Raw genomic sequence first — 23,467 nt, 5'->3', positions numbered from 1 at the left:
CTCGCGGCACCACTCTCCTCATCGACGTGAGCGGGAACAGACGTTGTCGGCGCCAGTCGATCGAGCGCAGATCGCGCCACCGTTGGTCCGCGAACCGAACCTCGTCCGATGCCGCCTGGCATCGCGGACCCGCGCGCCATCCGGATTGGTTTGTCGCTCATGGCTTCCGACCGTAGGTGGGGAGGTCCCCCGGTCGAGAAGTCGATGCGTGTGCAGCCGCGGATCTGTGGAGCCGGATCAGAGTGTGGACAACCCGGGCCCGCTCGTCAGCCGGCTGACGATCCTCTGGTGATGGGGTCGAGTTGGGTACCGATGACCACGCCGACGGCGCCGGGACCGACGTGACAGCCCAGCACTGGGCCCAGATCCACGGTGATACTCGACGTCACGCTGCGCAGATTCTCGCGCAGCCGAACGACGAGATCGGCTGCGGCAGCAGGAGCTTGGCAATGTTGCACACCGAGCGTCACCGGGCGGCCATCGGCATAGTCGATGGCCGCTTCGGACATCTTGTCAAGCGCCTTGGAGAAGGTGCGCGTCCGTTCGCGCAGTGTCAGTGTGCCGTCGACGACGTGCAGGATCGGTTTGATCGACAGCGCGGAGCCGAGCATCTTGCTTGCGGCGCTGATGCGTCCGCTGTTACGGAGATTGTCCAGATTCTGTACGCAGAGCAGTGATTCGACAGTCGCGGCCTGGCGAATGGCTGCTTCGTAGGCACGGTCCCGATCGGCCCCGTCCCTGGCTGCCTGAGCCGCGGCGATCGCGACGAACCCCACGGCCAACCCGACCGACCGCGAATCGACCACGCGGACCTGGCCTGAATAGTCCTCCGCGGCCAGCCGGCCTGCACTCCAGGTGCCCGACAGCTTTCGGGACATGTGGACCGCGACGACGCCGTCACCTTCGCTGCGCTCGATGGCTTCGCCGTACGCCTGCACGAGATCGTGCGGGGTGGCACCCGCCGTGGTCACGCCGGGCGTCGACACGATGTCGGCGGGGACGTTCTCGTCGTCCTCGAGGTAGTCGGTGCCGTCGAGGGTCAGGTGCAGCGGAACCTGGATGATGTCGTAGCTGTCGGCGACGGCAGCGGGCAGCCGTGCTGAGGAATCTGTGACGACGACGACAGGCACGCGTCCTACGTTAGCCGGTTCGCTTCGAGCTCCGGACAGCCGGACCGTCGAGCGCGCTCAGAACCGGCTGCACCACCACGTCCGCAACGGCCCGATGACATCGGAAACCCCAATGGATGCCGTCGGGGTTCATCTCATCAGCGGGATCGTCGTAGGCGTCGCGGGTCGGCGGATAGAAGTCGGCGTATGCGAGTGCGTTGCGCTCACACCAGGCGCGCATAGCCGCGGTCGTCGGCACGCGACCGGTGTGCACGTAGCCGTAATAGGGACTCCGATGTGTTGACGGCAGACACACGACGATCGGCAGGTCGGGACGCAACTGCGTCAGCGCGTCGAGGATCTTGTCGAGATACTCGACGGTCACGGCCGGAGGCAGCGCAACGGGCCAACCTATCTTCGATGCCCGCGGCTGCACCCAATGGTAGGCGGACCGGACGAGTTGCCGTAGGCGTCCCGGTCGCACATATCTGATCTGCTCACGCAGTGCGGTCGGCAGCGGCGACGGCAGCGAGTCCATCCCGCCGAACGCCAGGATCACCGCACGTGCGTGCGGGACGGCTGCCCAGATGTTCGGGTCCTGGGTCATCGCCCACCACACGTCTCGGCTCGTCCAGCCGATTCTCCCGAACAACCGCACGGGCAGACCGCACTGTGCTCCGACGATATTGGGCCAGATTCGCGCGTCGTCGGCTGGCAGTCCACCCTGCGGACCGAAGTACGCCAGAGAATCGGACAGGACAAGCAGGCAGTCGTCGGACGCGCTCGCCGGCGTCGTGCCGCTCACTGCACCCCGGCGTCGGCAACCTCTGCGGACGCATTCCATACGTCCAGACGCCAGCGCGGCTTCTCGTCGGGAAGTCCGTGCCCGGACAGTTGTACCCAACTCGTGTTGGCGAGACCACCGAACACCGGCCAGTTGGCCACGGGGAGGTCGAGGAGTGCTGCTGTCATCGCTGCGATCACCCCACCGTGGGCCACGAGGACGACAGGGGCCTCCGGTGCGTCGCCGCTACCCCACTCGTCGACGCTCGCGAGCAGTTCGTCGACGACGGGCACCGCGCGGGCTGCGACATCGACGCGGCTCTCGCCACTTGGCGGACGCCACGTGGCATCGTCACGCCACAGGATTCGCGCACCGGGCATGACGTCGTCGACCTCGTGATGGGTCATGCCCTGCCATTCTCCGAGGTGGGTCTCGCGTAACCGCTTGTCGGTCTGCACCGGAAGGTCGGTCAGTACCGCGAGCGCCTGCGCTGTGTCGTGTGCGCGCCGCAGATCCGACGACCGGATGAGCAAAGGATTCCGTTCAGCGAGTGCTGCCGCGGCCGACTTGGCTTGCCGGACACCGAGATCGGAGAGATCGGTGTCGAGTTGCCCCTGCATCCGACTGGTCGCGTTGTACTCGGTCTGTCCATGTCGCAGCAGGATGAGTCGACGCACCACCGGGGTGAGTCGCTCGACGGAGGTGTCGTGATCGTCAGGCGCTCCGCTCACGCGTCGCTCTCCAGATCGACGACGGGGCAGTCCTGCCACAGACGATCGAGCGCGTAGTAGGCGCGTTCATCCGCGTGCTGCACATGCACGACGATGTCGACGTAATCGAGCAGCGCCCACCGCCCCTCACGGGTACCTTCACGGCGGACGGGCTTGAAGCCCGCCTCGCGCATCTTGTCCTCGATCTCGTCGGTCACGGCGTTGACCTGGCGTTCGTTGTCGGCGGACGCGATCACGAACAGGTCGGTGATGACGAGCTGCTCGGACACGTCGATCACCGTGACGTCGGTGGCGACCTTGTCCTGCGCGGCAGCGACTGCCACCTTCGCCATGGCCAATGACTCAGCTGCTGCTGTCACGTTCGTCCTTTCGACCGGTGGTCGTCCACCGGGTGTGTTGTGGTGTCTGCACGTGGCGGGCTGTCTGCACCCGGTGGGCTGGCGGCGCGTCCGGCCGAGTCGTCGTCCTCGCGTTTGAGCGGTGCCGACACCCCGGGCGAGTTCACCCGGGGACGCCGATAGAGCCTGCGCTTGGCGATGTACTGGACGACGCCGTCGGGTACGAGGTACCAGACCGGCCGTCCCGTTGCCGCGCGCGCCCGACAGTCCGTGGAGGAGATCGCCAATGCGGGTATCTCCATCAGGTGCAGCGTATCCGGTGGCAGATTCCTCAGATGCGTGGCCAGATGGCTGGCGTTGAGCTCATAGCCGGGACGACTCACCCCGACAAAGGTGGCGAGCTCGAACAGTTCCTCCCAGTCCTGCCACGACAGGATCGACTCCAAGGCGTCAGCCCCGGTGATGAAGTACAGGTCGGCATCGGGAAGTGTCGCGCGCAGATCGCGCAGCGTGTCGACCGTGTAGGTGAAGCCTGCGCGGTCGATGTCGACACGGCTCACGCTGAACTGCGGATTCGACGCCGTCGCGATCACCGTCATGAGGTAGCGGTCCTCGGGCGGACTGACCTGCTTCGTTCGGTCGGGAACCTGATCGCCGTCGCCGGTCAGCTTCTGCCACGGTCGGCCGGTCGGGACGAAGATCACCTCGTCGAGCGAGAAGCGGGCGGCGACCTCACTGGCCGCCACGAGGTGCCCGTTGTGGATGGGATCGAACGTTCCGCCCATCACACCGATCCGGCGCGCACGCGGACGGTCATGTGCCATGAGCGGTGAGTTTACGCGAGCAGTCACACGGGCAGCAGGTCGGCGATGACCGCGGACAGTTGCGTGGCGTTCCGGCACTCGAACATGTCGATGATCTCCGCGTACTCGTCGGCGGCCGAATCGCCGGTCCCCCACTCGTTGTGGGCCTCCGGGTTGAGCCAATAGGCGTGGCGGGCGCGGTCGACCAGCTCACGCAGGGAGTCCTCGGCAGCGTCGTGATAATTGTTGCGCGCATCGCCGAGGATGAGCAGGGCTCCCCGATGGGTCAATGTGTCGGCATAGGTGTCGACGAATCCGCGGAGCATGTGTCCGTAGTCGGAGTGGCCGTCGCGCGTGATCAGCCGCGCCTGCGTCAGCATGCGATGCATTGCCGCGCCGATATCGGTGCCGCCGAACCCCTCGTCGTCGTCGAAGTACTCGGTCACGTCGTCGACGGTGTCGACGAATGCGAACACCCGCACCTTGGCGAACTGCTGCCGCAGGGCGTACACGAGTTGCAGGGTGAACTGGGAGAAGCCGGAAACCGATCCTGATACGTCGCAGATGATCACCAGTTCGGGCCGGCCGGGGCGGGGCTTGCGGGTCTTGAGCTCGATCGGCACGCCGCCCGTCGACATCGATGCGCGAAGCGTCGCCCGCACGTCGACAGCCCCCCGATGAGCGCGGCGTCGTCGAATCTCCAATCGTGAGGCCAACAATCGTGCCAGCGGTGCCACGGTTCGGCGGATCTCGGTGAGATCCTTCTTTCCCGCCGCCAGGAAGTTGATGTTCTCCGGCAGCGTCGGGACGGCGTAGTCGCTGACCTTGTCGCGTCCGTTGCGGTCGGCCATTCGCCGCTGAGTCTCCACCTCGATCGCGGTGCGCAGACGGTTGATCCGTTCACGAGCCGCTCGCCGATGGGTCGGATCGTCGCCCACACTGAGGTCGTCGCCCGACCCGCCTGCCATCGCCGCCGCGATCCGCGCGATCAGCGTCTGCGGATCCACACTCGAGAGCGCTTGATACGCGGAGTATGCCTCTCCGCGACTGGATTGATAGCGCCCCATCTCGTCGACCACCTGGGCCACCGCCCGTGACAACCGACCGTCGGCTTCTGCCGATTCGTCGGCGAGAAGATCGGCGAGCATCTCGCGTACCCCGGCCACGTCGACCTCGCCGGATTCTGTTCGGGGCAGTTCGTCGCCCGCAGTGCGCGCTCCGATCGCCACAGGGAACCAGAGGTCGAAGAGCCGATCGAACGCGGGGCGGTGCATGTGGTCATCGACGAGCGTTGCCGCGAGCCCTTCGCGCAGACTGCTGCGATCGAGGAGGTCGAGGACTTCCATGGCGCGCGCGGCATCGATGAGTGCCGACGGGCCGACCGCTATTCCCCGTCGTCGCAGCGCGTCGACGAAGTCGGTGAGATGCGCGACAAGTGGCACTGACGGCATCGTGGCGGCATCGTTGCCCCGATCGGCCCGTGACATCAGCCCAGCTTGAGTTCTTTGACGGCCACTTTCAGATCGGGGCGGTGTTTGAGGACCACACCGAGGGTGCGTGCGATGAGGCCATCGTCGAGGCGACCGCCCTTCGAACGCTCCTCACCCGCACCGAGCGCGAGCAGAGTGTTGGCCCAATCGATGGTCTCCGCCACTGACGGCTTCTTTCGGATGTCGAGGGTGCGCAGCACACCGACGATGCGAACGAGCTCGGCGGCGAGCGCGTCCGGGAGGTTCGGCACCCGCGACGCCAGGATCTCCTTCTCCCGTGCGGCATCGGGGAAGTCGATGTAGAGGTAGAGACAGCGCCGTTTGAGCGCCTCGGACAGCTCACGCATGGCGTTCGACGTCAAGATCACGATCGGCCGACGCGATGCCACGACGGTCCCCATCTCCGGGATCGTCACCGCGAAGTCGCTCAGCACCTCGAGCAGTAGACCCTCGACGTCGACATCGGCCTTGTCGACCTCGTCGATCAGCAGCACCGTCGGATCGGTGCGCGAAATCGCTGTCAGCAGGGGCCGCGGCAGCAGGAACTCGTCGGAGAAGATGTCGGTCTTCGCCTCGGCCCAGTCACGCGTACCCGTGGCCTGGATGTGCAGGATCTGCTTCGCGTGGTTCCACTCGTAGAGTGCACGCGCCTCGTCGATGCCCTCGTAGCACTGCAGACGCACGAGTTCGGCGTCGGTGGCTGCGGCGACCGCGCGAGCCAACTCCGTCTTGCCCACTCCCGCAGGGCCTTCCACGAGAAGCGGTTTGCCGAGCCGGTCGGCGAGGAAGGTCGACGTCGCGGTCGCGTCGTCGGCGAGATAACCGGTGGCACGCAACCGCTCGACGACGTCGGGCACCGCCGAGAACGACGGGACGATGGGAGCGGCTTCGGCTGCCGATGGGTTCCGGGTCGAGGTGAGATCGGCCATCATGCGGGCCGGATCTGTCCGTCGCCCCACACGATCCACTTGGTGGAGGTGAGTTCGGGCAGGCCCATCGGTCCGCGTGCGTGCAGCTTCTGCGTCGAGATGCCTATCTCCGCACCGAATCCGAACTGCTCGCCGTCGGTGAATGCTGTCGACGCGTTGACCATCACCGCGGCGGCGTCCACCCGGTTGGTGAACTCTTCGGCAGCGGCGAGGTCGGTGGTCACGATGGCCTCGGTATGTCCCGTGCCGTAGGTGTCGATGTGCGCGACTGCGGCATCGAGTCCGTCGACGACCTTCATCGCGATGTCCATGGACAGGTACTCCTCGGACCAGTCGGACTCCGTGGCGGGCTCCATTCCCGGCTCGTCGCCGTGGATCACGACGCCCTGCGACTGCAGCGCCTGCCGGATCTTGGGCAGCGCATCGGCAGCGATCGCCTTGTCGATGAGCACCGTCTCGGCCGCATTGCACACGCTCGGTCGCCGCGTCTTGGCGTTGAGGATGATGCGGGCGGCGACGTCGACGTCGGCGAGAGCATGCACGTAGACGTGGCAGTTCCCGGTCCCGGTCTCGATGGTCGGAACCGTCGCGTTCGCGACGATAGCGCTGATCAAACCCGCACCCCCGCGTGGGATCACGACGTCGACGAGGCCGCGTGCGCGGATCAACGCGGTGACACTCGAGCGATCGTCACTCGGCAGCAGCGAGACGACGTCGGAGGGGACGCCTGCATCGCCGACCACCTCCCGCAGAATCCGGACGAGTTCGGCGTTCGACGACGCGGCCGACGACGAACCGCGCAGCAGCACAGCGTTTCCGGACTTGAAGGCGATACCGAAGGCGTCGACGGTCACGTTCGGGCGAGCCTCGTACACGATGCCGACCACACCGAGCGGCACCCGTACCTGGCGCAGTCTCAGACCGTTGGGCAGCGTCTTGCCCGCAACGATCTCGCCGATCGGGTCGGGCAGCATCGCGACCTGGCGCAGTCCGTCGGCAATGCCCGCGACACGCTCGGTCGTGAGACGGAGCCGATCGATCAGGTGCGTCTCGGTTCCGGCCTCCTCCGCGCGGGCGACGTCGTCGGCGTTGGCCGCCAGGATGGACTCGGTGTTCGCGTCGACGGCATCGGCCGCGGCACGAAGAGCGGCGTTCTTGGCGGTCGTGGTGAGCGCTGCGAGCGCCCGCGAGGCGACGCGGGCCGCCCTGGCCTGCGCGTGCACGATCTCTTCGATGGCGAGCCCGGAAGCCGCCTGCGATTCGGTGGCCGCGGAACCGCTCTCGGTCGCCTCGGTTCCGGCCACGGTGGGTGCGCTCATCAATTCCTCGGTTTCGCGTTCACGGGTTGTCGCGTTCACTGATTGTCGCGGTCCCGGCAGACGGCTGCATGCTGCGACGTCTGCCGACGGACAACGTGTCCAGAGTACGTCGGGGCGCGGTACCGACCCAAGATCGCCCACCCGACAACCTCGCACATCGTCTCGGTGCTGTGCCCCACAGTTCAACAGCGCCCGAGTATCCCCGCGAGCACACTGCGCGACGCGGCATCGACAGCGAGACCGTATGTGCTGGTCACCACGACGAACTCGATCGCGTACTGGCAGTGGAATCCGTGATCGGGCGGCAGCCATCGGCCAGGCTCGCTGTCGCTCTTCTCCTGATTTGACGCGGCGTCGACGGCGACCAGATTGGCCGGGTCATTGGCCAGATCGACACGACGTCGTGCAGGCCACCCGAAGGCGCCCATGTCCCACGCGAACGCCAGCGGCACGATGTGATCGATCTGCACGGCAGTCGCATTGCGATCGCGTCGGAACACCACCGTCTTTCCGGTGTACGGGCTGCGGAGTTCGCCACCGACCACCGCGCGCGGACACGAGGTCACCGGACCGACGCGCACGTCCTCGAGATCGCGGGCAAGGATGTCATTCCTTGTGTCGCAACCGTTCCCGCTCCCCAAGACATTCGCATCATCGGTCCACGACGACCCGAACGCCGACCGATCGTAATCGCCCCGGGAAACGCGCGACCCAACGACCTCGACCGCAGCGAGCCCGCGCAGTGCCTGTTGCGCCTCCGTATGCCACTGTCCCGGCCGGGTGCGTGGCACGTCGCGGTACACCCCGACCGCCACGACGACGGCGGTCAGCACGCACCCCGCGGTGACGGCCCACCGACGCGCAGGCCACTGCGCCTCGCGCCGGGCGTGCCGATAGCGCATTCGTAGTCGGTACAGCGGCACCGCGATGACAGGATTCACGCCAACTTCGACGCCGCGCGGCCATCGGCGGTTCCCCTCTGGCGGGGCATCGCAGACGCGGCTCGATCTGGCGAACGCGGCCGGTACACCAGCGGCGTCTGCGGGTTCGGGCGGCGTTTGGCGGGTCCCGGGGGCGCGCAGCCGAGCCCGGTCAGGACTTGTCGAGGTAGCGCACCTTGTTGGGCACGAGGATCGCGTCGACGAGGTCGGCCAGCGGCCGGTGCTCGGCCAGCGGGAGATCGGTCGCCACCACCGATTCAGCCAGTTCGCGGGCATCGGCGATCACGTCGGCGTCGTCGAGCAGCGAGAGATGACGCAGTGACGAGACCCCACCGGACTGCAGTGAGCCGAGCAGATCCCCCTCACGCCGCTGCACCAGGTCGACGCGAGCGAGCTCGAAACCGTCGGTCGAGGCCTCGACGGCACGCAGACGTGCCATCGCCTGCGACACGGGCTTCGTCGAGGTCATCAACAGGCACAGGCCGGGATGCCCGCCGCGACCGACGCGCCCGCGGAGCTGGTGCAGCTGACTCACACCGAACCGCTCGGCGTCGACGATGATCATCATCGACGCGTTGGGCACGTCCACACCGACCTCGATCACCGTGGTCGACACGATCGCGTCGATCTCGCCACGGCCGAACGCGTCCATCACCTCGTTCTTCTCGTCGGCGGGTAGCCTCCCGTGCAGCACCGCGATCCGATGACGCCCCAGCGGACCGACGAGCAGTTCGTCGTACAGTTCGAGCACCGACGTCGTCTGCTGCTGCGCGTCGGCCTCATCGTCGGCGCTGCGCTTGCCTCCCCCTCGCTTGGGCGTGGAGGGCTCGACGTCGCCGATACGCGAACACACGATGTAGACCTGGCGACCGGCGTCGATCTCCTCTGCGGCCCGAATCCACGTGCGTTCGACCCACTGCGGTTTCGCCGTCGGCACCACGGTGGTCGTGATCGGCTGACGCCCCCTGGGGAGTTCGGTGAGCACCGAGGTGTCGAGGTCGCCGAACGCGGTCATCGCCACCGTCCGCGGGATGGGCGTCGCGGTCATCACCAGAAAGTGCGGCATGAGGTGGTCGCGACCACGACCGCGCAACACATCCCGTTGCTCGACACCGAAGCGGTGCTGCTCGTCGACGACGACCATGCCCAGATCGAAGAACTCGACCTTCTCCTCGAGCAGCGCGTGGGTCCCGACGACGATTCCCGCCTGTCCGGTCACGACGTCGAGCAACGTCTCGCGTTTGCCCTTGGTCTTCATCGAACCGGTCAGCAACACCACGCTGGTCGCGCCGTCGGCTGCGCCGAGTTCGCCGGCGGTACCCAGATCGCCGAGCATCGAGGTGATTGTTCGAAGATGCTGCGCGGCAAGAACTTCCGTGGGCGCGAGGATGACACACTGATGGCCGTTGTCGACAACGCGCAGCATCGCGAGCAACGACACGAGAGTCTTGCCCGAGCCCACCTCGCCCTGCAGGAGTCTGCTCATCGGGGTCGGACGTCCGAGATCCTCGGCGATCTCGGCGATCACGAGTTGCTGGCCGTCGGTGAGAGTGAACGGAAGTCGTTGCAACAGCCGATCTTCCAGGCCTCCGGGGACATGCGGACACGCGGGCGCGGATTCCGCGCGCCCGGCCAGACGACGCTGGGCGAGCACCGTCTGGATCGCAAGGGCCTCGTCGAACTTCAGGCGCTCGTTCGCGGCCGTGATGTTCGCAGCGGAGTCGGGCAGATGGATAGTCCTGATCGCCTCGTCGAGCGACATCAGTCCGCGGCGTTCACGTTCGTCTGCCGATAGGGGGTCGACGAAAGTGTCGACGTCGTCGAGGACCTCACGGACCGCTGCCCAGATGTCCCACGTCTGGATCTCGCGATTCGCCGGGTAGAGCGGCACGATCGCTCGTTCGAAAGCCGCTGTGAGGTCGGCCGAGAGCGCACCCGCGCGCCGCTGCTCACCGGTGATCTCAGCCTCTGCCGCATACATCTCGGCGAGCATCGCCGATCCCACGACGCGGTCGACCTCGACATCTCCGTCGGGCAGCACCATCCATTCGGGATGGGACAGTTGCGGCTGGTTGCGGAAGAACTTCACGGTCCCGGCCACCATGAGCCTGGTGCCGGGCTTGAGCGCGTTCTTGATGAAACGCGGGTTGAAGAAGCTGACCTCGTACGAGCGGTTGCCGTCGTCGACGGTCACTTTCAGGAACTGGCCGTTTCGCTTCTTCATGCGGATCAGGTCGGCGCGGGTGATGCGCCCGACGACGGTCACCCACTCCCCCTCGGTGAGGTCCTGCTCCTCCGACGACTGGCCGTGGGTGAGATAGCGGCGCGGCGCGTAGCGCAACAGTTCTCCGACGGTCGCGAGGCCCAGCGATGCGAGGCTCGCGGCGCGAGCAGGGGCGAATACATCGGACAGCGAGTCGGAGGCACGAACCACTATTCGATACCCACCTGCATGAGATCGTCGTTCTGGCCCGTGTCGTACACGGACAGTTCAACGCCGGGATATGCCCGTCGGATCTGCGCCTCAAGCGCCGACAACGCGTCCCGATCGACGCCCGATCCCGCGAGAACGGTGACCATTTCACCACCGGTCGCCAGCATGAGGTCGACGAGCGATACAAGGGCCGCCGTCTGCTCCGGAGCGATGACCAGAACATCGGAGCCGATCAGCCCCAACACATCCCCGACATCGCACGTCCCGGCGAGAGTGATCATCCGCTCGTCTGCGAGCAACAACGAACCCCAGCGCGCGCCTGCAGCGGCCTCCGCCATCGCGTAGGCGTCGGCATCGGCGGACTCGGAGGGATCGTGAACCGCGAGGGCCGCAAGACACTGCGCCATCGACGATGTCGGCAGCGAGACAACCGACCGCTGCGACGACCGGACCTCTGCGGCGACACTGACCAGGTCCTGAGAGGTCAACGACCCATTGGCCATGACCACCACGTGCGCCGAATCCGTCGCGCGGATCGCTTCGGCGAGCGCCTCGGGGGTCACGCCGCCGTCGGCACGCACCACCGCTGCCCCTGCCTCGGAGAAGAGCTCGGCGGCGCCGTCGCCGCATACGACGGCGACGACTGCCCGACGGTGCCGCGGGGGCGGCTCCATCGAATTGGCTTGGGCGCGAATCGAGTCGAGAGCAAAACAGGAGATACGAATGTCGGACACGCTTCCGAGTCCGATCGCCGCCTCGACGGCAGCTCCCGGGTCGTCGGTGTGTACATGCACCGAGAATCGCTCGGCCGACGATGAACTGTCGCCGACGATCACGACGGCGTCGCCGAGTTCGTCGAGCTGGGCTCGGAGGGTCGCGATGCTCTCTCCCGGCGCCCCGGTGAGGAGGTACATCACCTCGAAGTCCATGTCGCCGGGACCGTTGCATGTCTCGTCGACGGGATGGCCCGGCTGCCCTCCGCCGGTGAGGATGCCCCGGTAGTGACGACGTCGTTGCGTCACACCGGTGAGTACTCCGACCATCGCGTCGAGTACGGCGAGAAATCCACGACCACCGGCGTCGACCACCCCCGCCGATGCGAGCTCGGGTAGCTGTTCGGGAGTGCGCTCCAGACCGTCGGCCACGTCATCGGCGATGGCGCGTGCCTGATCGGCAGCCGTCTCGTCTGCGTGTTGGGCGGCCGACTGCGCAGCGATGGCGATCAGGGTGAGCACCGTCCCCTCCCGCGGATCGCTGACCGCGCGCGTCGCGGCCAGAGAGCCGAGGCGCAGACCCGACACCGCGAGTTGGGAGAAGGTGAGCAGACCGTCGGGCGCCGCGATCTCCACGGCATCGGCGAGGCCGACGAGAACCTGCGACAGGATGATCCCGGAGTTGCCGCGCGCATTCGCCACAGCCCCCTCGGCCATTGCACGGGTCACAGCCGTCACGTCGGCGTCGGCGGGCAGTGCGTCCGCGGCGTCGGCGGCAGAGCGCATCGTGAACAGCATGTTGCTGCCGGTGTCCGAATCGGGGATCGGGAAGACGTTGAGGTCGTTGATCTCCCCACGCAGAGCATCGAGGCGGAGAACGCACTCCTGCGCCCAGTCACGCAGAACCTGCGGGTTCATCACGCGAACGAGTCCACCGTCGGTCGACATGAGTCCTCCTTCAACGATGCCCACCACCTTCAACGACGCCCACCACGTGACCTACCACCAACGCCAGGGAACGGATGTGTGAGAGATTACTCGGAGCACCCGACACGGCGTCGTCGACGGTGAACGGCAGCGCGACACATACCGGCCGTACACGACGTCCATACGCCATCGGTCCGCGTGATTTGGTGGTGACGTGTCCGGACGGTTATCCTTGCAGGGTTGCCTTGCCGCCGCCCTGGATGTCGATCCGCGCAGATGCCGATTCGTCGTTCACGAGCAGTGAGCCGGCGTAACCGCAAAGACCATTCCATCTACCAAGGGAGTTCGACAATGGCTGCCGTCTGTGACGTCTGCGGCAAGGGTCCGGGCTTCGGCAAGTCCGTTTCGCACTCGCACCGCCGTACCAACCGCCGCTGGAATCCCAACATCCAGTCCGTGCGCGTCGAGGTGGCCCCGGGCAACCGCAAGCGTAAGAACGTCTGCACCTCCTGCCTGAAGGCCGGCAAGACCACTCTCGCCTGATCGCGAGAACTCTCAACCCGATCCCGACCGAGCGAACGCTCGGCCCCGGGGTCGGGTTGTCTGTATCTGCGGGTTAGGGTGTCGGAATGACTTCGACCACAACCTCCCCCGCCGATGCTGCCGTGACACAGGACGGCGAGGTCCTCGTCCTACGTCTCGCCGACCCCGGGAAGGGATCGGCACTCGACGACCCTGCGCTCAGAGCAGCAACCGCCGCGCTGCGCGAAGTCGCGCGCGGCGAACGTGAAGTCGGCGCAATCCTGCTACTCGGGGCGGGCCGCAACTTCTGTGCGGGCGGCAACGTCCGCGACTTCGCCTCCGCGCAGCACCGCCCCACGTTCATCCGCGCGCTCGCCGACACGTTCCACGACTTCGTCACCGCGCTGCTCGACGCCGACCGCCCGGTGGTCGCCGGTGTGCGCGGGTGGGCTGCAGGAGCCGGACTGAGCATCGTCTTGCACGCCGATGTCGCGATCGGCGGCCCCTCGACCAATCTGCGTCCCGCCTACACCGGGATCGGCCTGTCCCCTGACGGGGGCATGACATGGACCCTCCCGCGCATCGTCGGCGCGGCCCGCGCGCGGGAGATCATCCTCACCGACAGGGTCATCTCCGCTGATGAGGCGTACAGCTGGGGAATCCTCTCGCGCCTCGTCGACGACGCCGAGATCGACGACACGGCAGCCGACATCGCTCGGACGCTCGCAGCAGGCCCACGGGCCGGATTGGCGGCGGCGCGGGCACTGCTGACCGGCTCGGCAACCGCCGGGCTCCGCGACCAACTCGCCGCCGAGGCGCACGCGATCTCGACCAACAGCGGAACCCCCGAAGGGATCGAAGGGGTCGACGCATTCGTCGACAAGCGCACCCCCGACTACGCGGCGGCACGGAATCGGTGACGACCTTCGATGCCGCCTTCGCGGCCGATCTCGACGAGTTGCTGATCTGGCGTCGCGACGTCCGACACTTCCGGACCGACCCGCTCGCTCCGGGGCTGCTCGACGAACTACTGGCTCGCGCCGAACTCGCACCCTCGGTCGGCAACAGCCAACCGTGGCGGTGGGTCCGCGTCGACTCGCCCGAGGCTCGTGCCCGAGTGCGACGTGACTTTGTCGCGTGCAACACCGAGGCGCTGCGGGGATACGTCGGCGAACGGGCGCAGATGTATGCGTCGCTGAAACTCTCCGGCCTCGACGACGCACCGGTCCAGCTCGCGGTGTTCACCGATCACGCCGGCACGCAGGGGCACGGTCTCGGGAACCGGACCATGCCGGAGACGCTCGACTACTCGACGGTGACCGCGGTTGCGACGCTGTGGCTGGCCGCACGGGCGCGCGGCGTCGGGGTCGGATGGGTGTCGATCCTCGACGGACCCACCGTCGCAACCGATCTCGAGGTGCCGGACACCTGGCGACTGACCGCATACCTCTGCCTGGGATACCCCGCGGAGAACGACGACACCCCTGAACTCGAGCGGGTCGGCTGGCAGGAGCGTACCGACGTCGATGCCAGACGGTTCGTCCGCTGACGAGAAGTCAACACCGGCGTCGCAGCCTGTTCAGGAGGGCAGCCGCCAGTCGACCGGCTCACCCCCGAGGTCTTCGAGCTCGGTGTTGGCGCGGCTGAACGGACGTGAGCCGAAGAATCCCTTGCTCGCCGACAGCGGCGAGGGGTGCGGTGAGACGATCGCCGGAACATCGGGCATCCACTGCTGCAGATCGGCCGCGTCACGCCCCCACAGGATCGCCACGAGAGGTTCGTCGCGCGACACGAGCGCCTTGATCGCACACTCGGTCACCGCCTCCCAGCCCTTACGACGATGCGACGCGGGCTGCCCCGGAGCGACGGTGAGCACCCTGTTGAGCAACAGCACGCCCTCCTCGGCCCACGGTGTCAGATCCCCGTTGGCCGGCTTCGGGTATCCGAGGTCGGCGCAGTACTCGGTGTAGATGTTGGCCAGCGAGCGCGGAATCGGTGAGACATCCTCCGCGACCGAGAAACTCAACCCCACGGCGTGCCCGGGTGTCGGGTACGGATCCTGGCCGACGATGAGCACGCGGACGTCGTCGAACGGTTGCATGAACGCCCGCAACACGTTGCGCCCGGCAGGGAGATAACCGCGTCCGGCGGCGTTCTCCTCGCGAAGAAACTGCCCCATCTGCGTGATGACGTCTTCGACCGGCGCGAGTGCCTGAGCCCAGCCGGGATCGATGAGTTCGCTCAACGGTTGTGGGGTCATGATCAGTCGAGTCTCCTGAGATTCGATCGGTAGTACAGCGAATTCTGGTAGTACATCTCGACATTCATGTCGACGTGGTCGACCGGCACCTCGAAACCCTCGCGGATACGAGCGGGTACCCCGAGTGCCATGGCGCGTGCGGGAACCGAGAACTTGAACGGCACAACGGCTCCCGCACCGACGACGGCCCCCTCGCCGATAGTCGAACCGTTGAGCACGACCGATCCCGAAGCGATCAGACAGTTGTCGCCGATCGTCGAACCCTCGATGTGTGCATTGTGTCCGACGACGCACCCGGCACCGATGACCGTCGGATCGATCGGTGTGCAGTGGATGACTGTCCCGTCCTGGATGTTCGTCCGTGCACCGATGGTGATGGTCCCGTAGTCGCCCCGCAGCACTGCTCCCGGCCACACCGACGCTCCGTCAGCCAGGGTCACGGCACCGATCACTGTCGCGTCGGGATGGACGTAGACGTCCTTACCGAGAACCGGCTCACGATCGTCGAGTGCGTAAATCGCCATGGCCCGATCTAATCACCGCGGTGATCGGCACCACCTACTGGTGTCAGAAGGACTGCCATCCGCGCAGGTCACCGGCGCTGACACCTGCGACCGATACCGGGTCGCGGTCAGCTGTGGGTTCGCTGACATCGCCGATAACGCTCCACCCCGCAGGCACATCCGCGGGCGCGAACGCGGCCAGCAGCTGGTGGTCTTCGCCCCCGGTGAGAGCCCAGAGGTCGTCGTCCTCGCCGAGTTCGGCCGCCGCGAGCGTCGTCGCCGGTGTTCTCGGTATCCGCGTGACGTCTACCGCGAGAGAGACTTTCGACGCCTGAGCCATGGTCTGGAGCTCTTCGACGAGACCGTCGGACACATCGGTCATGGCATGCGCGCCGGCCCGGGCTGCCAGTACGCCCGCCGACAGGTCGGGCGCTGGCACCCGATAGGAGTCCACGACCTCGTGGTGTGCTGCGACAAGTCGGTCTGCTGAGTCTCCTGCGGCGGACAGAACGGCGAGTCCGGCTGCCGCGCCGCCGAGCGGGCCACTGACGGCCAGGACGTCTCCGGCCCGCGCCCCCGTCAATGCCACCGGCGTGAGCCCGTCGAGCGCACCCACCGAGGTCACGGTCAGCACCACCTGCTGCGCTGCGACCAGGTCGCCGCCGAGCACCCGACCGCCCAGACGATGCGTCGCGGCCAGAATGCCGTCGTTGATCTCCGTAACCGTTGCCGCTGGGGTCGTCACCGGACACGCGATCGACACGACGACCCCGACCGTGCGTGCCCCCATCGCCGCGATGTCGGCGGCGCTCTGTACCACCGCACGCTCGCCGATCTGTCGTGGAGTCGACCAGTCGAAGCGGAAGTGGCGGTCCTGCACGACGGTGTCGGTGCTGATCACGGTGGGACCACCGGCGTCGAAGACTGCGGCATCGTCGCCCGATCCGACGACGATGTCGCGCGAGGTCTCGGTGCCCGCCGCCGAGGTGAAGAGCGAGATGAGGGCCCGCTCTCCCAGGTCACCGACGGTCACACCGGCCATGTGGGTCGAATCAGATGCTGTGGCGTACTCATCGCCACGTGCCACGGTCAACTCCTCGTCGCTTGGCGGTGTTTCGCTTTCGGTTCGCGCTCTCGCGGGGTTGTGGTGACAATATCTCCACAGTGTAGTGACTTCGTGCGGCGCTTCGACCCGCGAAGTGGTTTCCGGGAGACCGGGGCCAGACGCCCACGGCAACCCCGCCGGGGCGTCGACTCGCCGCTCCCCGGCCCGGGGCCGACGACACAGTGGATACGAGAGGATGGCCGTGGTTCAGGCATACATACTGATCCAGACGGAGGTCGGACGAGCCGCATTGGCGGCCGCAACGATCGCAGAGATCTCCGGAGTCGCCTCCTCCGAGGAGGTCAGTGGACCCTACGACGTCATCGTGCGTGTCGAGGCCACCGATGCAGGGCACCTGACCAACGATGTCGTCCCGGCGATCCAGAAGGTCGCGGGCATCACCCGGACCCTGACCTGCCCCGTGGTGAACGCAACGCACTGACCGCGCGGGATCGACGCAGGCTCGCACCGACGCGGGGCGGGAATCGACGATGCGATGTCCTATGGTGGTCGTCGTGACCCCACCCGGAGCCGACGACCCCGACGACAACTCCGACCACGTCGAGGATGCGAATACAGTCGACTCGTCCGGTGACACCATCCCCGAGCAGGCCTCGCATGCGCGCTACGGCGACTCCGGGCCGCGGCTGAACCCGGCGCTGATCGCCACCCTGGTGGCGATTCCGGTGATGGTGATCGTGGGCTTCATCGTCTTCGCGGCCCTACGGCCGGACAGCTCCGACTCGACGCCTGTCGAGTCATATGCCGCGGAATCGTCGGCTCCCGCCGAGTGTGCACAGTTCCTCGCGTCGCTCCCGCAGACTTTCGAGGGGTACGGCGACAAGCGGGTGTCGGGGACCCAGGCGAGTTGGGCCGCTGACAAAGAGGGCGATCCGGTGATCGTGCGGTGTGGCGTGTCGCGCCCGGCCGAGCTCTCCCCCACCAGCAACCTGCAGGTGGTGAACCCGGTGCAGTGGTTCATCACCGATTCGATCGAAGGGTCCGGGCAAGCGTTCGTCTGCGTCGACCACCGCCCCTACGTCGCCCTCTGGGTGCCGGTGAACGCGGGCAACGGGCCGATCACCGATGTATCGGCAGCCATCGAACGGACCCTGCCCCGCGGCCCGCTCGACTTCGGCTGAGCGACAACATTTCTCGCTCGACTGCGGTGTCACGCGCGTTCGACACGCTCAGCTCTCGCCGGGAAGGAACTCCGGCTTGGTCTTGCGCCCGAGCAGCGAACTGACGGCGTCGGCGACGGGCAGACCGTCGTGGCAGACCCTGTTGACCGCCTCGGTGAGCGGCATGGAGACCTGATACTTCTCGGCGAGCGCCGTCACGGACGTGCATGACTTGACGCCCTCGGCAACCTGACCCGATGCCGCGGCCTGGGCCTCTTCCATCGTCGCCCCCTGTCCGAGATGCGCTCCGAACGTACGGTTGCGCGACAACGGCGACGAGCAGGTGGCGACGAGGTCGCCGATGCCCGCCAGTCCTGCGAGAGTCTCGATCTGCCCGCCGACCGCAGCCGAGAGCCGGATCGTTTCTGCCAACCCCCGCGTGATGATGGTCGCGAGCGTGTTCTGGCCGAATCCGACACCGCTTGCCATCCCGCACGCCAACGCGATGACATTCTTGACCGCGCCACCGATCTCGCAACCGATGACATCCGTGTTGGTGTACGGCCGGAAGTATCCGGTGTTGAAGGTCTGCTGCAGTCGCTCGGCGCGACCGAGGTCGGTACAGGCGATCACAGTCGCAGCGGGCTGCCCCTCCGCCACTTCACGGGCGAGGTTCGGTCCGGTGAGCACCGCGATCTGGTCGTCAGGAACCTCCGCGACCTCCGCGATTACCTCACTCATCCGCATCAGCGTCGACGTCTCGATGCCCTTGGCCAGCGACACCAGGGTGGCGTCATCGTTCAGATGCGCGCGCCAGTCGGCGAGATTGGACCGTAACGACTGCGCAGGGACCGCGCATACGACGAGGTCGGCATCGGTGAGGGCCTCGGCGACGTCGCTCGACGCTGTGAGGTTCGCGGGCAACGTGATACCCGCCAGATAGTCGCTGTTCGTGTGCGACGCGTTGATCCGCTCGGCGAGTTCCTCACGGCGACACCACAGTGTGGTATCGGTCCCCGCATCGCTGAGCACCTTCGCCGTCGCCGTGCCCCATGACCCGGCACCCATCACAACCGCCCGCACAATTCTCCTCATTCGCCCGACATCGCCTCGGTCAAGCGTAGACCTCCGGCGATGTACGCCCGGTCGATTCGCAAACCTGCGGCGCCGATCACCCCGCGCGTACACACGGGTCACCGCGCATGGGTCATCATGGCTACATGACCCTCTCGTGCGTACGCGGTCATCCAGAAGGGCGACGGCCCCATCAGGCCACCGCTTCTCCGGCCCCGGCTTCTTCCCCCGCGCCCGGCCGGCGCTGCGCCGACCCCGCCGACGAGTGCGTACTCGACACCGTTGCCGCCGTCCTCGCGGTCAAACACCTCGGTGACGCGAAGTCACGCCTCGTCGCCACGATGTCCGACGAGCAGGCCACCGAACTGCTCTCCACCACGCAGCGCGAACGCCTCCGCGCAGATCCGGGCGCCCTCGTGCTCGCCATGCTCACCGACACCGTCGACACACTGCACCGGGCCGGGGTACGCGACGTCGTCGTCGTCACTCCGGACGATCGTGTCCGCGCGAGGGCACAGCACCTCTCGGCGCACGTCGTCGACGAACCCGGCGACGTCGCAGGCGGATTGAACGCCGCGTACGCACTCGGCGCCGCAACGGCTCGGACCCTGTGGCCCGCGCACCGGTGGGTCCTCATGGTTCAGGCCGATCTCCCCGCGGCCGAACCGTCGAGTCTGCGCGAGATCATCGACTCCGCCGCCGGCCGGGGTGAATCGATGGTGACCGACCGCGCGGGAACCGGGACATCACTGCTCATTCGGCCAACGTCATCGGGTGAACTGCCGCATTTCGGGCCCGATTCTGCTGTGGCACACCGACTCGCCGGAGTAGTCGAACTCGATCCCGCTCATCTGCGCTGGCCCGATATCCGCACCGACGTCGACACCGTGAGCGATCTCGTCGCAGCCCTACGACTCGGCGTCGGCGAACACACGCGCTCGGTGCTCAGCGATCTGACGGTCTGCGACGCGGCGACCAGCGGTGTCGGCGATCGGCCGGATGCGTCATGATTGAACGGTGAGCACAGCCGACGACACCTCGATGACTCCGGTCACGACACAACCAGTCAGTGCGATTCCTGGTGCCCCGCCCGCGGCAACTCTGGAACCGGGCGAGTCCGCCGATCTCCCCGAAGACCGGTACCTCAACAGAGAGTTGAGTTGGCTCGACTTCAATTCGCGTGTGCTCTCGCTCGCCGAGGACACCTCGATTCCCTTGCTCGAACGCGCCAAGTTCCTCGCGATTTTCGCATCCAACCTCGACGAATTCTTCATGGTGCGCGTCGCGGGCCTGAAACGGCGCGACGAGACGGGACTGTCCGTGCGCTCCGCCGACGGTCTCTCACCCCGGGAACAGTTGTTGCGCATCGCGGGCCGCACCCAGACCCTCGCCGACAGGCACGCTCAGGTCTTCCTCGATTCGGTGCGCCCTGCGTTGGCGGACAACGGAATCTACGTTGTCGGCTGGTCGGATCTCGACGACGCCCAGAAAAGTCGGATGGTGGAGTACTTCCACGAGGACGTGTTCCCGGTACTCACCCCGCTCGCCGTCGATCCGGCACACCCCTTCCCCTACATCAGCGGACTGAGTCTGAACCTGGCGGTCACCGTGCGCGACGCCGGCGAGGGCGGCGAACACTTCGCGCGGGTCAAGGTACCCGACAACGTCAACCGTTTCGTTCGCGTCGATCAGCTCATGCCGCCGACCGGCGAAACCGACAGCAAAGGGCACCGCTCGGCGATCTTCCTGCCGATGGAAACCCTGATCGCCGCAAACCTCGGCCACCTGTTCCCCGGGATGGAGATCGTGGAACACCACGCGTTCCGCATCACGCGCAACGCGGATTTCGAGGTCGAGGAGGATCGCGACGAAGACCTCCTGCAGGCACTCGAACGCGAGCTGGCGCGACGTCGTTTCGGGTCACCGGTGCGGCTCGAGGTCGCTGACGACATGACCGACCACATGCTTGAACTCTTACTGCGGGAGCTCGACGTCAATCCTGCCGACGTGATCCAGGTTCCCGGTCTGCTCGATCTGTCGTCACTGTTCGAGATCGGCTCACTCGATCGTCCGCAGCTCAAGGACCGACCGTTCATCCCCGCAACACATCCTGCCTTCGGTGAGCGCGAGACACCCAAGAGCGTTTTCTCGACGCTGCGCGAGGGCGACGTCCTCGTGCATCACCCGTACGACTCGTTCTCGACGAGTGTTCAGCGCTTCATCGAGCAGGCAGCAGCAGACCCCCAGGTGCTCGCGATCAAGCAGACGCTGTACCGCACCTCCGGCGACTCACCGATCGTCAACGCGCTCATCGACGCTGCCGAGGCGGGCAAACAGGTTGTCGCGCTTGTCGAGATCAAGGCCAGGTTCGACGAGCAGGCCAACATCAAGTGGGCACGGCAGCTCGAACAGGCCGGCGTCCACGTCGTCTACGGCCTTGTCGGACTCAAGACGCACTGCAAGACATGCCTCGTGGTCCGCCGCGAGGGGTCGTCGATCCGCCGCTACTGCCACATCGGGACCGGCAACTACAACCCGAAGACTGCGCGGCTCTACGAGGACGTCGGGTTGCTCACCGCCGCACCCGATATCGGTGCCGATCTGACCGACCTGTTCAACACGCTGACCGGCTATTCGCGCAAGCGGGAGTATCGCAACATCCTGGTGGCTCCCACCGGTATCCGCTCGGGAATCATCGACCGCATCAACCGCGAGATCGAACTCAAGCACGACGGCGACCCGGAGGCCAGAGTGCGGCTGAAGGCCAATGCACTCGTCGACGAACAGGTCATCGACGCGTTGTACCGGGCGTCTCAGAACGGCGTTCCGGTCGAGATCGTCGTCCGTGGAATCTGCGCACTGCGCCCCGGGATGCCGGGCGTCAGCGAGAACATCCATGTCCGTTCGATTCTGGGTCAGTTCCTCGAGCACTCGCGCATCTTCCACTTCGGCGCGCAGGACGAGTACTGGATCGGCAGCGCCGACATGATGCACCGCAATCTCGATCGTCGCATCGAGGTGATGGTGCATGTCCGCGATGATCGTCTCACCGCGGAACTCGGCGACATCTTCGATTCGGCACTCGATCCGCGGACGCGGTGCTGGGTGCTGCAGTCCGACGGGAGTTGGGTGGCCTCGCCCGCAGCGGGCGAGGAGGTACGCGACCATCAGCGACAGATGATGCGACGCACCCGCCGCCGCGACGCAGGCATGTGACGGGGCCTGTGCTCGGCGCGCCGGGGGCACTGTCGGCCGACGCACTCGGCTCGCGGCGCGGCGCACACACCCTTTTCGTAACCTTGTGCCGATAACATCGCAGGCGATGTCGAAGACACACAAGACGATCTGGGCCGCGGGCGGCGTGCTGTGGCGGCCGCGAGAGAACAACGGTGTCGAGATCGGTGTGATCCATCGACCCCGGTATGACGACTGGACCCTGCCCAAGGGCAAACTCGAGTCCGACGAGACGCTCATGATGACCGCTGTGCGCGAGATCGGCGAGGAGACCGGTTACCGCGTGCGTCTCGGGAGGTATCTCCGCGATGTCGGCTACGACATCTCGAGCGGCCGAAAGCGCGTGCGGTACTGGTCTGCTCGGGCGGTCGGTGGCGACTTCGCAGAGAACCACGAGGTCGACGAGATGGAATGGCTGGGCATCGATGCGGCCGAGCGGCTGCTGAGCTACTCGCAGGACCGTCGCGTGCTTCGCGAATTCACCAGGCTTCCAGCCGATCTCGATACGCTTCTGTTGGTCCGTCACGCGAAGGCCGGCAGTCGTTCGCGGTACCGGGGCGACGACCGACTGCGCCCGCTCGACGCAGAGGGACGCGCGCAGGCTGACGCGTTGTCGGTGATGCTACCGGCCTTCGGTACCACCGAGATCCACAGCGCTGATCGGACCCGCTGCGAGCAGACCGTTGCACCGACGGCCCAGGCACTCGGGGTGCCGATCATCTCCGAGCCTGCGCTCTCGGAGGAGGCTTTCCGGGACGACCCCGTTGCGGCGCAACGACGCATCGTCGACCTCGCAGCGAATTCCGGTGCCATCGTGCGCACGGTGTGCAGTCAGGGCAAGGTGATTCCGCCGTTGATGGAGTGGTGGAGCACTCAGGACGGCGTTTCCCTGCCGCCCGCACGAAACCGCAAAGCGAGCGTGTGGGTTGTGTCGACGTACCAGGGCAAGCTCGTCGCGGCTGATCACATCGACAGTCCTCTCCGTCACCGCGACGTGGAATGAACTGCTCGCTCATCCTGAACGGCCCCGAATAGACGTCACCCCCGACGGGGGAAGGCCATCGGGGGTGAGTCGGGATGAGAACGTCGTCGCTACGGACTCTCAGCGACGGGTTGTCTTCTTGGCAGCC

The 23,467-nt window shown here is 66.6% G+C and carries 23 protein-coding genes; 8 read left to right on the top strand and 15 right to left on the bottom strand.

Annotated elements, in window-relative coordinates:
- Positions 1-266: 266 nt before the first annotated feature.
- The 11 genes from GOACH_RS22400 to fakA form a co-directional block, all read right to left on the bottom strand.
- Positions 267-1,130: a DegV family protein gene (locus GOACH_RS22400; RefSeq protein WP_005180453.1), complete on the bottom strand. Its 864-nt coding sequence runs from the start codon at positions 1,128-1,130 to the stop codon at positions 267-269.
- Between the two features lie 10 nt (positions 1,131-1,140).
- Entirely contained in the window at positions 1,141-1,914 is a 774-nt protein-coding gene (gene octT / locus GOACH_RS22395; RefSeq protein ID WP_005180448.1) for a diglucosylglycerate octanoyltransferase, read from the bottom strand.
- Complete coding sequence (locus tag GOACH_RS22390; protein ID WP_005180446.1) at positions 1,911-2,624, bottom strand: histidine phosphatase family protein; 714 nt, start codon at positions 2,622-2,624, stop codon at positions 1,911-1,913. The genes octT and GOACH_RS22390 overlap by 4 nt, the downstream gene beginning before the upstream one ends.
- Positions 2,621-2,983, bottom strand: coding sequence for a ribosome silencing factor (gene rsfS / locus GOACH_RS22385; RefSeq protein WP_005180443.1), 363 nt, complete (start codon positions 2,981-2,983; stop codon positions 2,621-2,623). The genes GOACH_RS22390 and rsfS overlap by 4 nt, the downstream gene beginning before the upstream one ends.
- Positions 2,980-3,786: a nicotinate-nucleotide adenylyltransferase gene (gene nadD, locus GOACH_RS22380; protein WP_005180441.1), complete on the bottom strand. Its 807-nt coding sequence runs from the start codon at positions 3,784-3,786 to the stop codon at positions 2,980-2,982. Before nadD ends, rsfS begins: the two co-directional genes overlap by 4 nt.
- A gap of 23 nt (positions 3,787-3,809) precedes the next feature.
- On the bottom strand, positions 3,810-5,252 hold the full coding sequence (locus tag GOACH_RS22375; RefSeq protein ID WP_083859131.1) for a vWA domain-containing protein: 1,443 nt from the start codon (positions 5,250-5,252) through the stop codon (positions 3,810-3,812).
- Positions 5,252-6,184: an AAA family ATPase gene (locus GOACH_RS22370; RefSeq protein ID WP_005180436.1), complete on the bottom strand. Its 933-nt coding sequence runs from the start codon at positions 6,182-6,184 to the stop codon at positions 5,252-5,254. Before GOACH_RS22370 ends, GOACH_RS22375 begins: the two co-directional genes overlap by 1 nt.
- The gene (locus tag GOACH_RS22365; protein ID WP_005180433.1) at positions 6,184-7,503 is read right to left on the bottom strand and encodes a glutamate-5-semialdehyde dehydrogenase; all 1,320 of its coding nucleotides are present in this window, start codon (positions 7,501-7,503) and stop codon (positions 6,184-6,186) included. The genes GOACH_RS22370 and GOACH_RS22365 overlap by 1 nt, the downstream gene beginning before the upstream one ends.
- A gap of 182 nt (positions 7,504-7,685) precedes the next feature.
- Positions 7,686-8,444 carry an HNH endonuclease family protein gene (locus GOACH_RS22360; protein ID WP_005180432.1) on the bottom strand — a complete coding sequence of 253 codons (759 nt, stop codon included), beginning with the start codon at positions 8,442-8,444 and terminating at the stop codon, positions 7,686-7,688.
- 151 nt (positions 8,445-8,595) lie between these two features.
- Entirely contained in the window at positions 8,596-10,878 is a 2,283-nt protein-coding gene (recG, locus tag GOACH_RS22355; protein WP_005180430.1) for an ATP-dependent DNA helicase RecG, read from the bottom strand.
- Positions 10,878-12,539, bottom strand: a complete 1,662-nt coding sequence (gene fakA, locus GOACH_RS22350; protein WP_005180429.1) for a DAK2 domain-containing protein — start codon at positions 12,537-12,539, stop codon at positions 10,878-10,880. The genes recG and fakA overlap by 1 nt, the downstream gene beginning before the upstream one ends.
- 330 nt (positions 12,540-12,869) lie before the next feature.
- On the opposite strand from fakA, the gene rpmB reads away from it, so the two are divergent.
- The 3 genes from rpmB to bluB all read left to right on the top strand — a co-directional run bounded on the left by rpmB (position 12,870) and on the right by bluB (position 14,589).
- Entirely contained in the window at positions 12,870-13,061 is a 192-nt protein-coding gene (gene rpmB / locus GOACH_RS22345) for a 50S ribosomal protein L28 (RefSeq protein ID WP_005180428.1), read from the top strand.
- An 86-nt stretch (positions 13,062-13,147) separates the two neighbouring features.
- Complete coding sequence (locus GOACH_RS22340; protein WP_005180427.1) at positions 13,148-13,960, top strand: enoyl-CoA hydratase/isomerase family protein; 813 nt, start codon at positions 13,148-13,150, stop codon at positions 13,958-13,960.
- The gene (gene bluB / locus GOACH_RS22335; protein WP_005180426.1) at positions 13,957-14,589 is read left to right on the top strand and encodes a 5,6-dimethylbenzimidazole synthase; all 633 of its coding nucleotides are present in this window, start codon (positions 13,957-13,959) and stop codon (positions 14,587-14,589) included. The genes GOACH_RS22340 and bluB overlap by 4 nt, the downstream gene beginning before the upstream one ends.
- 30 nt (positions 14,590-14,619) lie before the next feature.
- On the opposite strand, the gene GOACH_RS22330 is transcribed toward bluB, so the two are convergent.
- The 3 genes from GOACH_RS22330 to thiL are packed head-to-tail and all read right to left on the bottom strand — an operon-like array spanning position 14,620 to position 16,890.
- Positions 14,620-15,300 carry a uracil-DNA glycosylase gene (locus GOACH_RS22330; protein ID WP_005180423.1) on the bottom strand — a complete coding sequence of 227 codons (681 nt, stop codon included), beginning with the start codon at positions 15,298-15,300 and terminating at the stop codon, positions 14,620-14,622.
- A 2-nt stretch (positions 15,301-15,302) separates the two neighbouring features.
- Positions 15,303-15,824 (bottom strand): gamma carbonic anhydrase family protein, encoded by a 522-nt coding sequence (locus GOACH_RS22325; protein WP_005180421.1) that lies wholly within the window; start codon positions 15,822-15,824, stop codon positions 15,303-15,305.
- Between the two features lie 43 nt (positions 15,825-15,867).
- Positions 15,868-16,890 carry a thiamine-phosphate kinase gene (thiL, locus tag GOACH_RS22320; protein ID WP_005180419.1) on the bottom strand — a complete coding sequence of 341 codons (1,023 nt, stop codon included), beginning with the start codon at positions 16,888-16,890 and terminating at the stop codon, positions 15,868-15,870.
- A 214-nt stretch (positions 16,891-17,104) separates the two neighbouring features.
- Between thiL and GOACH_RS22315 the strand changes: the two genes are divergently transcribed.
- Positions 17,105-17,350, top strand: coding sequence for an Lrp/AsnC ligand binding domain-containing protein (locus GOACH_RS22315; protein WP_005180418.1), 246 nt, complete (start codon positions 17,105-17,107; stop codon positions 17,348-17,350).
- A gap of 61 nt (positions 17,351-17,411) precedes the next feature.
- Positions 17,412-18,050 (top strand): DUF3515 domain-containing protein, encoded by a 639-nt coding sequence (locus GOACH_RS22310; protein ID WP_005180417.1) that lies wholly within the window; start codon positions 17,412-17,414, stop codon positions 18,048-18,050.
- A 48-nt stretch (positions 18,051-18,098) separates the two neighbouring features.
- Here GOACH_RS22310 and GOACH_RS22305 read toward each other — a convergent pair whose 3' ends face one another.
- The gene (locus GOACH_RS22305) at positions 18,099-19,112 is read right to left on the bottom strand and encodes an NAD(P)H-dependent glycerol-3-phosphate dehydrogenase (protein WP_005180415.1); all 1,014 of its coding nucleotides are present in this window, start codon (positions 19,110-19,112) and stop codon (positions 18,099-18,101) included.
- Between the two features lie 137 nt (positions 19,113-19,249).
- Between GOACH_RS22305 and cofC the strand changes: the two genes are divergently transcribed.
- From cofC to GOACH_RS22290, 3 genes are all read left to right on the top strand, one after another.
- Positions 19,250-20,113, top strand: a complete 864-nt coding sequence (gene cofC, locus GOACH_RS22300; RefSeq protein ID WP_052004110.1) for a 2-phospho-L-lactate guanylyltransferase — start codon at positions 19,250-19,252, stop codon at positions 20,111-20,113.
- A gap of 7 nt (positions 20,114-20,120) precedes the next feature.
- On the top strand, positions 20,121-22,319 hold the full coding sequence (locus tag GOACH_RS22295; protein WP_005180410.1) for an RNA degradosome polyphosphate kinase: 2,199 nt from the start codon (positions 20,121-20,123) through the stop codon (positions 22,317-22,319).
- A gap of 106 nt (positions 22,320-22,425) precedes the next feature.
- Complete coding sequence (locus tag GOACH_RS22290; RefSeq protein WP_005180407.1) at positions 22,426-23,340, top strand: NUDIX hydrolase; 915 nt, start codon at positions 22,426-22,428, stop codon at positions 23,338-23,340.
- Positions 23,341-23,467 lie beyond the last annotated feature (127 nt).

Source organism: Gordonia aichiensis NBRC 108223 (assembly GCF_000332975.1).
Lineage (GTDB): Bacteria > Actinomycetota > Actinomycetes > Mycobacteriales > Mycobacteriaceae > Gordonia > Gordonia aichiensis.
Note: the sequence above shows the minus strand (reverse complement) of the source record. Positions and strands in the feature narration are given on the sequence as shown.

Excerpts from the sequence above, each read along its gene's own strand:
- nadD (WP_005180441.1), bottom strand. The coding sequence starts at position 3,786 with ATGGCACATGACCGTCCGCGTGCGCGCCGGATCGGTGTGATGGGCGGA.
- GOACH_RS22375 (WP_083859131.1), bottom strand. The coding sequence starts at position 5,252 with ATGTCACGGGCCGATCGGGGCAACGATGCCGCCACGATGCCGTCAGTG.
- GOACH_RS22370 (WP_005180436.1), bottom strand. The coding sequence starts at position 6,184 with ATGGCCGATCTCACCTCGACCCGGAACCCATCGGCAGCCGAAGCCGCT.
- GOACH_RS22365 (WP_005180433.1), bottom strand. The coding sequence starts at position 7,503 with ATGAGCGCACCCACCGTGGCCGGAACCGAGGCGACCGAGAGCGGTTCC.
- fakA (WP_005180429.1), bottom strand. The coding sequence starts at position 12,539 with ATGTCGACCGACGGTGGACTCGTTCGCGTGATGAACCCGCAGGTTCTG.
- rpmB (WP_005180428.1), top strand. The coding sequence starts at position 12,870 with ATGGCTGCCGTCTGTGACGTCTGCGGCAAGGGTCCGGGCTTCGGCAAG.
- GOACH_RS22340 (WP_005180427.1), top strand. The coding sequence starts at position 13,148 with ATGACTTCGACCACAACCTCCCCCGCCGATGCTGCCGTGACACAGGAC.
- GOACH_RS22330 (WP_005180423.1), bottom strand. The coding sequence starts at position 15,300 with ATGACCCCACAACCGTTGAGCGAACTCATCGATCCCGGCTGGGCTCAG.
- GOACH_RS22325 (WP_005180421.1), bottom strand. The coding sequence starts at position 15,824 with ATGGCGATTTACGCACTCGACGATCGTGAGCCGGTTCTCGGTAAGGAC.
- GOACH_RS22315 (WP_005180418.1), top strand. The coding sequence starts at position 17,105 with ATGGCCGTGGTTCAGGCATACATACTGATCCAGACGGAGGTCGGACGA.
- GOACH_RS22310 (WP_005180417.1), top strand. The coding sequence starts at position 17,412 with ATGGTGGTCGTCGTGACCCCACCCGGAGCCGACGACCCCGACGACAAC.
- cofC (WP_052004110.1), top strand. The coding sequence starts at position 19,250 with ATGACCCTCTCGTGCGTACGCGGTCATCCAGAAGGGCGACGGCCCCAT.
- GOACH_RS22290 (WP_005180407.1), top strand. The coding sequence starts at position 22,426 with ATGTCGAAGACACACAAGACGATCTGGGCCGCGGGCGGCGTGCTGTGG.